The 14,193-nt window shown below is 63.6% G+C and carries 19 protein-coding genes; 12 read left to right on the plus strand and 7 right to left on the minus strand.

What is annotated here, in order from left to right:
• Positions 1-5: 5 nt before the first annotated feature.
• Positions 6-1,397, minus strand: a complete 1,392-nt coding sequence (locus AC3RCG_RS07540; RefSeq protein WP_492403744.1) for an MATE family efflux transporter — start codon at positions 1,395-1,397, stop codon at positions 6-8.
• A gap of 192 nt (positions 1,398-1,589) precedes the next feature.
• On the opposite strand from AC3RCG_RS07540, the gene AC3RCG_RS07545 reads away from it, so the two are divergent.
• From AC3RCG_RS07545 to AC3RCG_RS07570, 6 genes are all read left to right on the plus strand, one after another.
• On the plus strand, positions 1,590-2,267 hold the full coding sequence (locus tag AC3RCG_RS07545; RefSeq protein WP_083293754.1) for a beta/gamma-crystallin: 678 nt from the start codon (positions 1,590-1,592) through the stop codon (positions 2,265-2,267).
• A 180-nt stretch (positions 2,268-2,447) separates the two neighbouring features.
• Positions 2,448-3,326: a beta/gamma crystallin family protein gene (locus AC3RCG_RS07550; RefSeq protein WP_492403742.1), complete on the plus strand. Its 879-nt coding sequence runs from the start codon at positions 2,448-2,450 to the stop codon at positions 3,324-3,326.
• A gap of 102 nt (positions 3,327-3,428) precedes the next feature.
• Positions 3,429-4,421, plus strand: a complete 993-nt coding sequence (locus tag AC3RCG_RS07555) for a beta/gamma crystallin family protein (protein WP_070221817.1) — start codon at positions 3,429-3,431, stop codon at positions 4,419-4,421.
• Positions 4,422-4,581: 160 nt separating this feature from the next.
• The gene (locus AC3RCG_RS07560; RefSeq protein WP_070221816.1) at positions 4,582-5,247 is read left to right on the plus strand and encodes a beta/gamma crystallin-related protein; all 666 of its coding nucleotides are present in this window, start codon (positions 4,582-4,584) and stop codon (positions 5,245-5,247) included.
• Between the two features lie 96 nt (positions 5,248-5,343).
• On the plus strand, positions 5,344-6,264 hold the full coding sequence (locus tag AC3RCG_RS07565) for a DnaJ C-terminal domain-containing protein (RefSeq protein ID WP_070292121.1): 921 nt from the start codon (positions 5,344-5,346) through the stop codon (positions 6,262-6,264).
• A 3-nt stretch (positions 6,265-6,267) separates the two neighbouring features.
• Positions 6,268-6,579, plus strand: coding sequence for a chaperone modulator CbpM (locus tag AC3RCG_RS07570; protein ID WP_070221814.1), 312 nt, complete (start codon positions 6,268-6,270; stop codon positions 6,577-6,579).
• A gap of 7 nt (positions 6,580-6,586) precedes the next feature.
• Here AC3RCG_RS07570 and AC3RCG_RS07575 read toward each other — a convergent pair whose 3' ends face one another.
• Entirely contained in the window at positions 6,587-6,814 is a 228-nt protein-coding gene (locus AC3RCG_RS07575; RefSeq protein WP_070221813.1) for a hypothetical protein, read from the minus strand.
• Between the two features lie 143 nt (positions 6,815-6,957).
• A complete protein-coding gene (locus AC3RCG_RS07580; RefSeq protein ID WP_230503724.1) occupies positions 6,958-7,872 on the minus strand; it encodes a LysR family transcriptional regulator in 915 nt (304 codons plus the stop codon).
• 134 nt (positions 7,873-8,006) lie between these two features.
• On the opposite strand from AC3RCG_RS07580, the gene AC3RCG_RS07585 reads away from it, so the two are divergent.
• Both AC3RCG_RS07585 and AC3RCG_RS07590 read left to right on the plus strand, forming a co-directional pair.
• Positions 8,007-8,612, plus strand: a complete 606-nt coding sequence (locus tag AC3RCG_RS07585) for an FMN-dependent NADH-azoreductase (RefSeq protein WP_409027032.1) — start codon at positions 8,007-8,009, stop codon at positions 8,610-8,612.
• 113 nt (positions 8,613-8,725) lie between these two features.
• A complete protein-coding gene (locus AC3RCG_RS07590) occupies positions 8,726-9,280 on the plus strand; it encodes a nuclear transport factor 2 family protein (protein WP_492403738.1) in 555 nt (184 codons plus the stop codon).
• Between the two features lie 17 nt (positions 9,281-9,297).
• On the opposite strand, the gene AC3RCG_RS07595 is transcribed toward AC3RCG_RS07590, so the two are convergent.
• A complete protein-coding gene (locus AC3RCG_RS07595; protein ID WP_070221809.1) occupies positions 9,298-9,597 on the minus strand; it encodes a hypothetical protein in 300 nt (99 codons plus the stop codon).
• 137 nt (positions 9,598-9,734) lie between these two features.
• On the opposite strand from AC3RCG_RS07595, the gene AC3RCG_RS07600 reads away from it, so the two are divergent.
• The gene (locus tag AC3RCG_RS07600; RefSeq protein ID WP_070221808.1) at positions 9,735-9,989 is read left to right on the plus strand and encodes a hypothetical protein; all 255 of its coding nucleotides are present in this window, start codon (positions 9,735-9,737) and stop codon (positions 9,987-9,989) included.
• Here AC3RCG_RS07600 and AC3RCG_RS07605 read toward each other — a convergent pair.
• Complete coding sequence (locus AC3RCG_RS07605; protein ID WP_070221807.1) at positions 9,971-10,210, minus strand: TIGR02450 family Trp-rich protein; 240 nt, start codon at positions 10,208-10,210, stop codon at positions 9,971-9,973. The genes AC3RCG_RS07600 and AC3RCG_RS07605 overlap by 19 nt on opposite strands.
• Positions 10,211-10,282: 72 nt before the next feature.
• On the opposite strand from AC3RCG_RS07605, the gene AC3RCG_RS07610 reads away from it, so the two are divergent.
• The gene (locus AC3RCG_RS07610) at positions 10,283-11,146 is read left to right on the plus strand and encodes a cysteine hydrolase family protein (RefSeq protein ID WP_070221806.1); all 864 of its coding nucleotides are present in this window, start codon (positions 10,283-10,285) and stop codon (positions 11,144-11,146) included.
• A 79-nt stretch (positions 11,147-11,225) separates the two neighbouring features.
• A complete protein-coding gene (pncB, locus tag AC3RCG_RS07615) occupies positions 11,226-12,416 on the plus strand; it encodes a nicotinate phosphoribosyltransferase (protein ID WP_070221805.1) in 1,191 nt (396 codons plus the stop codon).
• 181 nt (positions 12,417-12,597) lie between these two features.
• Here the strand turns inward: pncB and AC3RCG_RS07620 are convergent, their stop codons facing one another.
• On the minus strand, positions 12,598-12,897 hold the full coding sequence (locus AC3RCG_RS07620) for an antibiotic biosynthesis monooxygenase family protein (protein WP_070221804.1): 300 nt from the start codon (positions 12,895-12,897) through the stop codon (positions 12,598-12,600).
• A gap of 66 nt (positions 12,898-12,963) precedes the next feature.
• On the minus strand, positions 12,964-13,398 hold the full coding sequence (locus AC3RCG_RS07625) for a hypothetical protein (protein WP_492403734.1): 435 nt from the start codon (positions 13,396-13,398) through the stop codon (positions 12,964-12,966).
• A gap of 171 nt (positions 13,399-13,569) precedes the next feature.
• Here AC3RCG_RS07625 and AC3RCG_RS07630 point away from each other — a divergent pair, with 171 nt between their 5' ends.
• Complete coding sequence (locus AC3RCG_RS07630; protein ID WP_070221802.1) at positions 13,570-14,151, plus strand: DJ-1/PfpI family protein; 582 nt, start codon at positions 13,570-13,572, stop codon at positions 14,149-14,151.
• Positions 14,152-14,193: the final 42 nt, after the last annotated feature.

A 14,193-nucleotide genomic window follows, 5' to 3' on the forward strand; every position in this document is an offset into this window, starting at 1 on the left:
TTGTCTCAGGCTGCGCGCAGGCGCTGCAGCGACAAACGGTTCAAGTACCAGGTCAGCAGCACGGCGGCCACCGTCAGGCCCGTGACCAGGCCGATCCAGAAGCCGGCGGCGGCCATCGGTTCGGCCGGCGACCAGATGAAGCCTTGCGGCGCCAGGCCCAGCACATAGCCGATCGGCAGCGAGAAGCCCCAGAAGGCCAGCAGCTGGATCAGCATCGGCTGGCGCGTCACCTTGTAGCCGCGGATGGCGCAGGAAGTGGCCACCTGCGTCGCGTCGGACAGCTGGAACAGGGCGGCGAACAGCAGCAGTTGCGCGCACAGTTCCTGCACCTGCGGGTCGGATGTGTAGGCTTGCGCAATCTGGTGGCGGAAGATGGTGATGACGGTGGCCGAGACGATGGCCGCCGTCAGCGACATGGCCACGCCCACCCACGAAATGAAGCGCGCGCGGCGCAGATTGGCTTCGCCCACGGCATGGCCCACGCGCGTGACCAGCGCGATGCCGAAGGTGAGCGGCACCATGAAGACGACGGACGAGAAATTGAGGGCGATCTGGTGCGCCGACACCTGGATCACGCCGAAGCGCGCCACCAGCAGGCTGATGACGCCAAAGGCGCTCACTTCGGCAAAATACGTGACGCCGATGGGCAGGCCCAGGCGCAGCATGGGACCGATCGACGACAGTTGCGGCCATTCCCAGTGCGTGAACGGATACGTGGCGTGGTAGGCGGGCGCGATCCGGATCCACGCCAGCATGGCCAGCAGCATCATCCACACGCAGCAGGTGGTGGCCACGGCGCAGCCGACGCCGCCCAGTTTCGGCATGCCCCAGTGGCCGTAGATCAGCAGGTAGTTGACGAAAATATTCAGCGCCAGCGCGGCCAGCGCGATGACCATCACGGGCTTGGTCTGGTTGATGCTGGTGCTGTAGCCGTACAGCGCGCGGTAGGCGGCGAACGGCGGCAGCGCGCAGCTGATGATGTGCACGAACAGCTTGGCCTTGGACGCCACGGCCGGTTCGAGCATCAGGTGGTCGAACACCAGCGCCGCCATGTTCGTCAGCAGGCATGCGACCAGGCCGACGAGCAGCGCCTTCCACAGCGACTGGCGCACGATGTGCGGCACGCGGTCGTGGCGCGCCGCGCCGATTTCATGCGCCACGAGGGTATTGATCGCCATCATGATGCCGCTCACCGTCACCAGTACGATGGACCAGATGGCCGCGCCCAGCGACACGGCCGCCAGTTCCTCGGGATTCGTATGTCCCGTCATCGCCACGTCGGCCGCGCCCATGCCGACGGTGGCCAGCTGGCCGATCAGGATGGGCCAGGCCAGCTTCCACAGCGACGAGACTTCATTGCGGATGGCGGGCAGGGTGAACGAGGTAGTGTGTGGCATGGGCGGCAAGCTTGACTAAACACAAGATTCTACCGGCATTCGCCGTGCTTGTCCGCCGGGGCGCCCCGGCGGCCGGACCGGCACGGTAATCATTTGTTACAGCTAAGTGGGCCAGTCGCGGATAGACTGCGCGCTCTATTTGGCAAAATGACCAAATAGTCAACCGCAGTACCCTGACTATGGAGCAAGACCATGCTGAGACATACCCTGAACTGCGCCCTGTTGCTGGGCGCCGCCATGACGGCCGAACTGGCCGGCGCCGGCGAACTGACCCTGTATTCGCGCGACGATTATCACGGCCGCTCGCAGACCGTGCGCGACGCCGTCGCCGACCTTGAAGATCTGCGTTTCAACGACACGACACAAAGCATCCGCGTGCGCTCGGGCCGCTGGGAAGCGTGCGAGGACGCCGATTTCCGCGGCGCCTGCTTCCTGCTCGAGACGGGCGAGTATCCGTCACTGGATGGCCAGGCCAACAAGATCACGTCGCTGCGCGAAGTGCGCGGCGGCTGGGACGGCCATCGGGGCCGCGACCGTGACGGTGAGCGCGACCGGGGACGCGACTGGGACGGCCGCCGTGACCGTGACCGCGAGCGCGGCCATTTGCCCGGGCGCTCGCTGGGCGGCGAGCTGACCTTTTATACGCGCGACGATTTTGCCGGCCGCAGCTTGAGCGTGAGCAACGCTTCCGCCGATTTGCGCGAGCGCGATTTCAATGACACGGTGCAAAGCGTGCGCGTGCGCTCCGGCTATTGGGAAGTGTGCGAAGACGTTGGCTTCCGTGGCCGCTGCCGTACCTTGGCGCCGGGCGAGTACGCGAGCCTTGAACGCATGAGCAACCGCATCTCGTCGGTGCGCGAAGTGCGCTGACGCGGGGCAGGCAGTACGCGAAGTGGCAATAACAGGCCCGCAGGGGCCTGTTATTGCTTTTGGTAACAATTTATTGTGCTTTTCGCATACTTTGTTACACCGTTTTTTCTGTGGATGGCTACACTGACATCAGTTGTCATGTCGATCACTTACACTTTTGCCGCCACCGGAGACCGCCCCATGAATCGCCCGTTCGCCTTTGCTCTGCTGTGTGCCAGTTCGCTGTTTGTCCACCTCGCGGCGCAGGCCGGCGAGATCCGCCTGTACACCGATGACAATTTCAAGGGGCGCGTAGTCGTCTTGCGCGATACGACGGACGACTTGTCGCGCGTTAATTTCAATGACACTGTCTCGAGCATCCAGGTCGATTCGGGCAGCTGGGAAGTGTGCACGCATGCCGATTTCAAGGGCGATTGCAAGACCCTGGAACGGGGCGACTACCGCTCGATGCCGGGCATGAACGATAAAATCTCGTCTGTGCGGGAAACCGGCGCCGGGCAGGGCAGCGGCAGCGGCAGCGGCGGTGGACGCCGCGCGGCGCTGGAGTTGTTCGCCGACGGCGGCCAGCGCGGCGCGTCGGCCGGCGTGAACTCGGACCGCGACGACCTGGTCGACATCAGCTTCAACGACCGCGCCAGCAGCGCGCGCGTCGAATATGGCTACTGGCAGTTGTGCAGCGATTCCAACTACCGTGGCAGCTGCCGCGTGTTCGGGCCTGGCGGCCATGATGACCTGGGCAGCCTGAATGGACGCGTGTCGTCGGCGCGCCTGGTCGATCCGCGCGAAGAGAATCGTCCGCAAAATGACGAGGGCCTGGTGGTGCTGTATGGCCGCGCTTTCCTGAAGGGACCAGGGCTGCAGGTGAACCGCGACGTCAGCGACCTGGTGCGCCTGAACTTCAACGACCAGGCCGCATCCCTCGCCATCAACGAGGGTACTTGGGAAGTCTGCACGGACTCGCAGTTCAACGGCAGCTGCGAGCGCATGGGACCGGGCAAGTATGAAGTGCTGAACACGACGCTCGACAAGCGTATTTCCTCGCTGCGCCGCCTGTACTGAACGCATGACCGGGCCTTCCGCATGGCCTTGTATTTGTTACACTAGCATCCTGGCGCAACCGCCAGGCAAATCATCACCAAAGAATGAAGAATGGAGTTAATCATGACGGGCCCTTTCAAACACACGCTGGCATGCGCGGCGACCTTGCTGCTCTCGCTGGGGGCCCATGCGGCCGCCCATGCGGGCGATATCACCTTGTTCGAAGACGTTGATCTGCGTGGCCGCGCAGTGAACCTGCGCGAGACGACGGACGATTTGTCGCGCTTTGGGTTCAACGACAAGGTGTCGAGCATCCTGGTGCGTTCGGGCACATGGGATGTGTGTACCGATGCCGGTTTTCGCGGCAATTGCCGTACCCTGGGACCGGGCGAATACCGTTCGATGCCGGGCATGAACGACGCCATCAGTTCGGTACGCGAGTCGGGGCGCGGCGATGGCAACAATCCGGGACGTCCGGGACGCGATCCCGACCGGGGCCATGGCGGCTATGGCCGTGGCGGCACCCTGGAAGTGTATTCGGGCGCGGGCCAGAATGGCGGCTCGGCGCGCCTGAACCGCGACACGGACGATTTCGTCAATATCGGTTTCAACGACCGCACCACCAGCATCGTCGTCTATAATGGTTACTGGCAGCTGTGCAGCGATTCGAACTACAACGGTGTGTGCCGCATCTTCGGCCCTGGCCGCCACGACGACCTGGGACGCGGCCTCGATGGGCGCGTCTCGTCGGCGCGCATGGTCGACGAGCGCGAGGCGCGCCGCCAGCAGCAGTACGATAATCAGTACCAGCGGCCGCAGTACGACCAGCCCCAGTATCCGCAATACCAGCAGCCGCAATACCAGCAGCGCGGCGCCGTCCTGCTGTTCCCCGAAGCGGGCATGCGCGGCGAACCGCTGGCGCTGGACCGCAATGCGGAAGACCTGGTGCGCTACAACTTCAATGACCGCGCCTCGTCCATCGTCGTCAACGAGGGTCAGTGGGAAGTGTGCAGCGATTCGAACTTCCATGGCCGCTGCGAAGTGATCGGGCCGGGCGAATATGGCCGCCTGAACAGCATGGAAAACCAGATTTCCTCGCTGCGCCGCGTGCGCTGATCCCGTCCTGACGTCGTGCTGACAGACCGCCTGCCGGGTTGATCCCGCCAGGCGGTTTTTACATTCGCTGCCGTGCGCTGACATTTGCTTGCCCTTTGTTACACTCGCCGCCTGCCGCCTGGTCTACACTGGCGAAAATGTCATCAGTATTGGAGTTGTCATGGTTCGATCTTTCCGGCCCGCGCTGTTGTGCGCCGCCACCTTCCTCGCCCCCCTTGCCGCATCCGCGGGCGAAATCACCCTGTTCGAAGATGCCGGTTTCCGCGGCCGCCCCGTGACCCTGCGTTCCGACACGGGCGACCTGTCGCGCATGGGCTTTAACGACAAGACCTCGAGCATCATCGTGCGCTCGGGCACCTGGGAAGTGTGCAAGGACGCCAATTACCGTGGCAATTGCCGTACCTTCGGACCTGGCCGCTACGGCAGCATGCCGGGCATGAACGACGCCGTTTCCTCCGTGCGCGAAGTGGGCCGTCCTGGCCATGGCGGCGGCGACCACCGGCCTTACCCGCCGCGTCCGGAGCGTCCTCACCCCGGCTATCCCGGCCACGGCGGCGGCCACCGTCCCGACATGAATGGCGCCGTGCTGCTGTTCCCCGACGCGGGCATGCGCGGGCGGCCCGTGCGCCTGGACCGCGAAGTGCGCGATTTGAGCCGCTATGGCTTCAATGACCGCGCCGAATCGGTCGTCGTCAATTACGGCCGCTGGGAATTCTGCGTCGATGCCAACTTCCGCGGCCGCTGCGTGGTGATGGGACCGGGCAGCTATGGCCGCCTGCACGGTGGCCTCGACCGCCGCATTTCCTCGGTGCGCCGCGTGCGCTGATCCCGCTGCCGGGCGGCGTTGTATCGTGCACACGCTGCCCAGCGACTAATTCGTGTACTCTTCCATCAGGCAGTTCAACCATGGGGAGCAGGCACGGTGGAATACAAGGACTACTACAAGGAACTGGGCGTCGAAAAGACGGCGTCCGAGGCCGAGATCAAGAAGGCGTACCGCAAGCTGGTACGCAAATACCATCCCGACGTGAGCAAGGAACCGGACGCCGACAAGCGCACCAAGGCCCTCAACGAGGCCTACGGCGTGCTGGGCGACGCGGAAAAGCGCGCCGCCTACGATGAACTGGGCCGTAACCAGGGCGCGCAGGGCCAGCCCTTCCGGCCGCCGCCGGACTGGGGTTCGGGCTACGAATCATCGGGCACCGACGACAGCGACTTCTTTGCCGACCTGTTCGCCCACGTGGGCGGGCGCCGCCGCGCCGGTGGCAGTTTCCAGATGCAGGGCGAAGACAGCCACGCCGCCATCACCATCGACTTGCAGGACAGCTACCAGGGCGCCAAGCGCCACATCGTCATGCGCGTGCCCGAAGCGGATGCGCAGGGCCACGTGGTGACGCGCGAGCGCACCCTGGAAGTGACGATACCGAAAGGCGTCACGGAAGGACAGCAGCTGCGCATGAAGGGGCAGGGCAATCCCGGCAGCGGCGGCGCGCCCGCCGGCGACTTGTACCTGGAAATCCGCTTCCGGCCCGACGCGCGCTACAAGGTGGAAGGGCGCGACGTGTTCGAGACGGTGCCCGTTACGCCGTGGGAAGCGGCGCTGGGCGGCGAGATCGACGTGCCCACGCCATCGGGCACCGTGACCGTCACCGTGCCGCCCAATTCGCAGACGGGGCGCAAGCTGCGTCTGAAGGGGCGCGGCATTCCCGCCGCCCAGCCGGGCGACCTGTATCTGCTGCTGGAAGTGGTGCTGCCGCCGGCGAACGATGACAAGGCGCGCGAACTGTATGCAACCATGGCGCGCGAGATGGCTTTCAATCCGCGCCAGAAGCTGGGAGGATAAATCATGACAAACAAGGTAATTGGCGAATTGCTCGAAGATCGTGCCCTGAGCCTGGAAGAACTGGCGCGCGCCTGCGCGGTGGAACCGGACTGGGTGGTGCAGCATGTGCAGACGGGCGTGCTGCTTCGGGACGGCCCGCCGGCGGGCCAGCTGACGGCCTGGCGCTTCACCAGCCTGGACCTGGTGCGCGCGCGCCGCCTGCACGAAATCGAATCCGTGTTCGACGCGAACGCGGACCTGGCCGCGCTGGTGGTCGATCTATCGGAAGAAGTGGCGCGCCTGCGCCGCCGCCTGCACGTGCTGGGCGTCGAGTAGCTTTTATTTACTCAGGCTCGCCGTGCCGCTGCACGGTGATCCTGCCGATATAAAACTGCCCATCGACGACGACCCGGTGCGGGATGCCGGCCACGTCGAAGCCGGGACCGCCGTCTTCCATCCACTCCTGCGCCAGCGAGTCGAACTGCTGCGGCGTCATGCGCAGCATCTGCGCCGTGATGACGAAGCGCGCGCCTGGTTTTTGCTTGTTGACGAAGTCGTCGATACCGGCCATGTGAATCTCTTCAAGGTTGTGTCTGAAATCGGGGTCAGACCCCCGGACACGTTGGCACTGAGCTTTGCGTTGGCGGTGTTGAGGGTCTGACCCCAGTAGTTGTTTAGGGCTTGCCCCCGCATGATACCCGTCCGCGCGTTTTTCTAGAAGCCCTGCACCAGCAGCGGCAACTGCTCCGCAAACCGCTCCGTCAGCCACTTGCCCGCCTGGCCCGGCGGCGTGTCGGCGCGCTGGATCAGGTAAATCGGATAATTCTCGCCATTGTCGACGGCCAGCGGCAGGTGCACCAGCCGTCCTTCCGTCAAATCCTCGCGCACCATCGCTTCGGGCATGTTGCCCCAGCCCAGGCCGGCGCGCAGCAGCGCGTGTTTTGACCCCAGGTCGCCCAGGCGCCAGTTGCGCAATCCCAGCACGCCGAAATCCTGGCCCTCCGTCAGCACGCTGCGGTCGCTGAGCACCAGCTGCACGTGTTCGCGCGCTACGCCGGAAGGAATCGGGCCGGCCAGCTGCGCCAGCGCGTGGCTGGGCGCAGCCACGGGAATCAGACGCACGTGGCCGACGGCCAGGCGCTCGAAGACGCTGGCCGTGGCCGTCATCCAGCCGCCGAGGCCGATGTGGCAGCTGCCATCCATCACCAGCTGCGCCACGGCGCCCATGGCTTCGATGCGCAGGCGCAGGGCGACGGTAGGGAACTGTGCCTGGAACGCCTCGAGCACGCGCACCAGCACGCAGGTGGGGAACATCACGTCGACCACCACCGACACTTCCGCCTCCAGCCCGCCGGCCAGCGCCTTGGCGCGCGCGCGCATGCCGTCGACCTTCAGGGCCACGGCGCGCGCGTCGGCCAGCAGGGCGCGGCCCGCGTCCGTCAGCGTGGGCTTGCGCTTGCCGCGGTCGAGCAGCACCACATTCAGTTGTTCTTCCAGGTTGGCGATGGTGTAGCTGATCACCGACTGCGTGCGGTGCAGCTGGCGCGCCGCGTGGGCGAAGCCGCCCGCGTCGATGACGGCGACGAACACGCGCAACTGGTCGAGCGAAGGCTGGCCTGGTTCTCTCATGATGCTTCCCTATCTAAAAATTCGATGCTAACCATTTATATTTACATGGTTTTCTCGATGGTAGACCCGAACTATGCTGTATGCAAGGGCTGCGATGCGGCCCATCCCGTCACCCGTTTTCCCAGGAGCACTTCATGAGCAAGGTCTTGTACATCAATAGCAGCGTGCGCAACAGCGGTTCCCTGTCGCGTCAATTGTCCGGCGAATTCGTCGCGAAATTGGCCGCGCAAGGCGCCAGTGTCGTCGAGCGCGACCTGTCCGCGCAACCGGTGCCGCACCTGACGGAAGAGGTGATGGGCGCCTTCTTCACGCCGGCCGACCAGCGCAGCGCCCAGGCGGCAGCGGCGGTGCAGTTGTCCGATACCCTCGTCGATGAATTGCTGGCCGCCGACGTGCTGGTGCTGGCCGCGCCCATGTACAATTTTTCCGTGCCATCGACCCTGAAGGCGTGGATTGACCACGTGGCGCGCGCGGGCCGCACTTTCCAGTACACGGCAACGGGCCCCGTCGGCCTGGCCACGGGCAAGAAAGCATATATTTTTACGGCCAGCGGCGGCGTCTACAGCGAAGGCCCGGGTGCCGCGTATGATTACCTGAGCACCTATCTGCGCACGGCGCTGGGCTTCATCGGCATCACCGACATCGAGTTCGTGCAAGCGGAAGGCGTGGCCATGGGCGAGGATGCCGTCGCCAGCGCGATCGCCAAGGGCCGCGCCTCGATCGCAGCGCTGGCTGCCTGAGTCTACTCCGCCGTAGTTCCAAAGAGGGATTGCCAATCTGCCATGGTTGACATAAGCTTGCCGGCGGCACGCCCCGTGCCAGGCCGGCGAGCCGTTCGCCATGAAAGTCCCTCATGCACAAGTTGGCAAGCGCAATACTGTTCGGCTGTTCCCTGTTTTTGGCAGGCATGGCGCTGGCGCAGACCGCGCCCGCTGCATCGCCTGCGCCGCCCCACGTGGGCCGCCACGCCTCCACGCCCGAGGATCTCCGCACCATCGAGCAAGTCGTCGCCGACTTCCAGGCGGCCCTGATCGCCAAGGATGTCAAGCTGCTGTCGTCGCTGATGCTGCACACGAATATCCTGTTCGCCTCGCCGGCCGACGATGCATTCATCAAGAACATGCGCGACACGACGGACGTCCACTTCGACGGCGTCGGGGCGGGTGGCTACGCCGCTTTCGCCAACTTCATCAAGCGCGAACCGCAGCGCACGGAAGAAAAATTCTACAACGTCAAGATCACCCAGGACCGCCATGTGGCGTGGGTCAACTTCGACTACGAATTCCTCGTCGGCGGCAAATTGTCGAACTATGGCGCGGAAGCGTGGCAGATGGTCAAGCGCGATGGCGACTGGAAAATCCTCAGCGTCGTCTGGTCCATGCATCCCGCCGCCGAGGCAGGAAAATAGCCGCCCGCCATGCCGCGTCAGTCGCGCGGCAGCGCGCGGATTTCCACCGTGCCCCCTGCGTTCAGTACGGGGTTTCCGATCAACAATTTTTTTGCATCGTCTATACTTTCAGCTTGCACACGTAGATAGCCTGACAAGTGTGGCGTGACCGCTCTGGCCTGGCCTGAGCGGTGCACGCAGATGCCGGGCCCGATGGAGCTGCCACCGCAGAAGCGGCCACTGGCCCTGAGCATGGCGAAGTAGTCTTCCCAGGCGGACGTGGCGACGTCCATCGGTGTTTCCGTGTCGTCATGCATGAAGATGATGTAGTCATTCATCCTTTTTCTCCTGTGCCGCGTGATAAAAAGAGAGCTGAATTGAGTATCCTGAGCAATCGCGAGCGCATGGTTTTACCCTCACCGCGTCAGTCCGTAGAGACAAGCTGTCCGGCCATGTCATTTTTGGAGCGCACATCGTGCCGATAAAGTATGTTGATTTTTATGAGGTGAATTACACGGCAGAGCGCTTGCGGGGCTGCAAGTTATGGGGCGCGTACGTCGCCATCTATGCCCCTTCGCCCAACCCCATGCACCGGGTGAACCTGGTGAAAAAGCGCCGGGTGTCGGCCGACCATCAGTTTACAACGGAAGCCGATGCCATGGCGGAAGCGGGCGAGGCGGCCGTCAAACTGGTCGAGCGGCGCCAGCGCCGCTATGTCTTCCACCCCTGATGCCACTGCGCGGTATCCTGCAGCGCGCGCCAGGGCAGGATGTGCACGCGGCCCGAATGCACGGCTTCCAGTTCCACGTGCGTGGCCGGTTCATCCGGCGTGGCCGGGGCGCACAGCTTGATGACGAGAAAATGTTTTTCCTTGTTGACGGGCGTGACGGCGGTCCATTTGCTGTTGAGTAACTTGTTCGGACGCAAGTTATTGCGATTGACAAGGTGCATGGCGGTCTCCGGATTGGCGTGATGGCGATGTTGCCATTATCATGCAACTTCCTGCCACGCACGAGGACCGCCATGAAACGCCAGCTGCACTTGCTCGTCATTGACCCGCAAAACGATTTTTGCGACTTGCCTGCCACCTGGCTGCCGCCCGATGCGGCGCCTGCACTGGCCGTGCCCGGCGCCCACGCCGACATGCTGCGCGTGGCGCAGCTGATCCGCGAAGGGGGGAGCGGCTTGACGCAGATCAGCGTAACGCTTGACGCCCACCACCGCTACGACATCGCCCACCCCGCCTTCTGGCGCACGGGCGATGGCGGCGCCGTGCCGCCGTTTACGCAGATCAGCGCCCAGCAAGTGCGCGACCGCCTGTTCTTGCCCGCCGCCAGCGGCGCCTTGCCGCGCGCGCTGGCTTACCTCGATGCCTTGCAGCAGGCGGGACGCTACCAGCTGATGGTGTGGCCCGTGCACTGCGAGATCGGCAGCTGGGGCCAGAATATCCACGCGGCCGTGCGCGCCGCCTACAACGCCTGGGAAGTGGCCAACTTGCAAGTGGTGGCCAAGCTGAGCAAGGGTTCCAATCCGTGGACCGAGCATTACTCGGCCGTCATGGCGGAAGTGCCCGATGCGCAGGATGCAGCCACCCAGCTCAACCGTGCATTCCTCGACACCTTGCTGCCGGCGCAGCAACTCTACATCTGCGGCGAAGCGGGCAGCCATTGTGTCAAAGCCAGCACCGAGCACATCGCCGATTACCTGGAAGCGCAGCAAGGCAAGGCGGCCCTGTCGCGCCTGGTCTTGCTGACGGACTGCATGAGCCCCGTCACGGGCTTTGCCGCGCAGCAGCGCGACTTCCTTGCCGCCATGCATGAGCGCGGCGCGCGGCTGGCCACATCCACCGAGGTCGTGCCTGAATTGCTGGCCAACGCAGGCGATTGATGCTTTCCTGCAAGCGAACCCTGCTGAAATGCTTGCGGTGGCGTACTATTCTGGCTTCAGGAAGTTGGAGAAAACACACATGACCCCGATAGTGCGCAGTTTGCTGGAAACCGATCTGTATAAATTTACAATGTGGCAAGCCTTGCTGCACGGTCATCCGAATACCCATACCGAATACGAATTTGTCTGCCGCAACGCCACTGCCTTTCCCCTGGCCGAACTGAAGGGCGAGCTGGAAGAACAGCTCGACCACCTGTGTTCGATGTCGTTTGCCGACGACGAGCTGGCCTATTTGCGCACCTTGCGTTTCATGAAGAGCGATTTCGTCGATTTTTTGACGGTGTTCCGCTTCCAGAGAAAATTCATCGACGTCAGCACGGACGGCGACACCCTGATCGTGCATGCGGCCGGGCCGCAGGTGCACGTGATGGGTTTCGAGATTTTCGTACTGTACATCATCAACGAACTGTATTTCCGCCGCTTCGACCTCGATGCGGCCATGCGCGAAGGGCGCCACCGCCTGGGCTTGAAAGTGGCGGCCGTCAAGGAATTCGGCAAGCTGCCGAGGCGCAAGCATCCGTTTGAATTTTCCGATTTCGGCGTGCGCCGGCGTTTTTCCGGTGCCTGGCATGACGAGGTGGTGCAACGGCTGGCGCGCGAAGTGCCCGAATACTTCAAGGGCACGTCGAATGTCTACCTGGCGAAAAAGCTCGGCATCGTGCCGATCGGCACCATGGCGCATGAATACATGCAGTCGTTCCAGTCCTTCGGCGTGCGCCTGCGCGACTTTCAAAAGGCGGCACTGGAAGACTGGGTGCAGGAATACCGCGGCGACCTGGGCATCGCCCTGACGGACGTGGTCGGCATGGATGCCTTTTTGGCCGACTTCGACCTGTATTTCGCCAAGCTGTTCGACGGCTTGCGCCACGATTCGGGCGACCCCGTCGAGTGGGGCGAGAAGGCGTTGGCCCACTATGCGGCCCTGCGCATCGACGCCAACACCAAGCGCCTCGTGTTTTCCGACGGCCTGGACCTGGACAAGGCGTTTGCCCTGTACCAGCACTTCGCCGACCGCATCATGACGGGCTTTGGCATCGGTACCAATCTCACCAACGACGTCGGTTTGACGCCGCTCAACATCGTCATGAAACTGGTGCGCTGCAATGGCCAGTCCGTGGCGAAATTGTCGGATTCCCCGGGCAAGACCCTGTGCAAGGATGAAACCTTCCTCGCGTATCTGCGGCAGGTGTTCCATCATCCTGCCGTCTAAGCTGCGCCCAGCCGCCTATGCGTGGCGTAGGTCGGATTAGCGGGGCCGCCGAGGCGCGGCAAAGCCGCGCGTAATCGAACAATTGCGCGGACAACTGCGCGGACAACTTCGCGGCCAAGTCCGCCGGCAAACTCGCCGACAAGCTGGGCGGGCAGACGGCGTGCCGTGTGCAACCCCCGGCTTAAAACCCCGTCACCACCGTGTTCATGTGCTCGACCTGGGGCGGGGCGGCAAAGAATTCGCCCACCAGGCCGCGCCAGGCCTGGAAGTCGTCGCTGCCGCGGAAATGCACGGTATGGTCTTCCAGGGTCGTCCAGCCGACCACCAGGCGGTAGGCGTCGCCGTTTTCGATCGAGCGCTCCAGGCGCATCGATTCGCAGCCGCGCGCGCGCTGGAACAGGGGGACGGCTTTCGCTACAGCCGCTTCGAAGGCTTCATGCGTGGCCGATTTGATCTGGATGTGGGCAATTTCAAAAATCATGGCAATTTCCGCTGTGGAATGAAGGAACGGTGATCTTGCCATAATTTCGCCGTGCAGGGGAGGGCGTCAGCCCGTCAGCGCCGGTGTGCCTGCATCGGCGCGCCGGCTGCCCGCGTGGCTGGCCGTGCGCTGTTCGATGTCGCAGCCATTGCATGCCTGCACGATGGCGTGCGCGCGTTCCTGCTCCTGCGGATCGTGGACGGCGACAATGAGGCGCACCATGCCGCGAAACGCCGTCTTGCCGTAGTTACGCCGGTACATATGGTTGTCGCCGCCGAACAGGGCGTTGATCGCGCGTTCCAGCCGGCTGGTCATGGTGTCGCGGTTACCGACCGTAAAATTGCCCTGCACTGGGCCGGCCTCGTCGTCGCCCGCGTCCAGTTGCACGGCGTGAGGAGGAAAGCCTTCGGCCAGCAAGCGGATGCGGGCGCGCTCCGCATCGGGGAAATGGTCGAAGATACGTATCAGCGTGCTGCCGCCGCTGTTTGTGCTGCTGTCCATGGCCCGGCCTTTCAAGGAGGTGTACCTGATTTGACCGGCGAGCCTGTAAAAAATTCTGCCTCAGCCTGTAAAATCCTCGATCAAGGCGCAAAAGTTTGATAAATATCCAGTATGGCTACCAAGTCGCGCTAAGATACGTCTTGCGGAATCAATCTTTCATAGGAGAACTAAATGGCAGCGAAGAAAATTCTGTTTTTGACCGGCGATTTTGCAGAAGATTATGAAACGATGGTGCCGTTCCAGGCCCTGCTGATGCTCGGCCATGCCGTGCACGCCGTCTGTCCCGGCAAGAAGAGCGGCGAGACGATCAAGACGGCCATCCACGATTTCGAGGGCGACCAGACCTACACGGAAAAGCCGGGCCACCTGTTCACCTTGAACGCCAGCTTCGACGAGATCGACCCGGCCGACTATGACGCCGTGATGATCGCTGGCGGCCGCGCGCCCGAATACCTGCGCCTGAACGACAAAGTCATCGCCGCCGTGCGCCATTTCGCCGAGGCGGGCAAGCCTGTCGCGGCCGTCTGCCACGGCGCGCAATTGCTGGCCGCCGCCGACGTCATCCGCGGCAAGCGCATTTCCGCCTATCCCGCCTGCGCGCCGGAAGTGAAACTGGCGGGCGGCACATATGCCGACATCGCCGTCACGGACGCCGTCACCGATGGCCAGTTCGTCACGGCGCCCGCCTGGCCTGCGCATCCGGCGTGGCTGGCGCAGTTCGTCAAGCTGCTCGGTACCGAGATCCGTTTGTAACCTTTACCTGCCCGGCAGGCCGCAGCGTTCGCCGGGCGCACC

It is taken from the genome of Janthinobacterium sp. GW823-FHT01H08, from assembly GCF_058797855.1.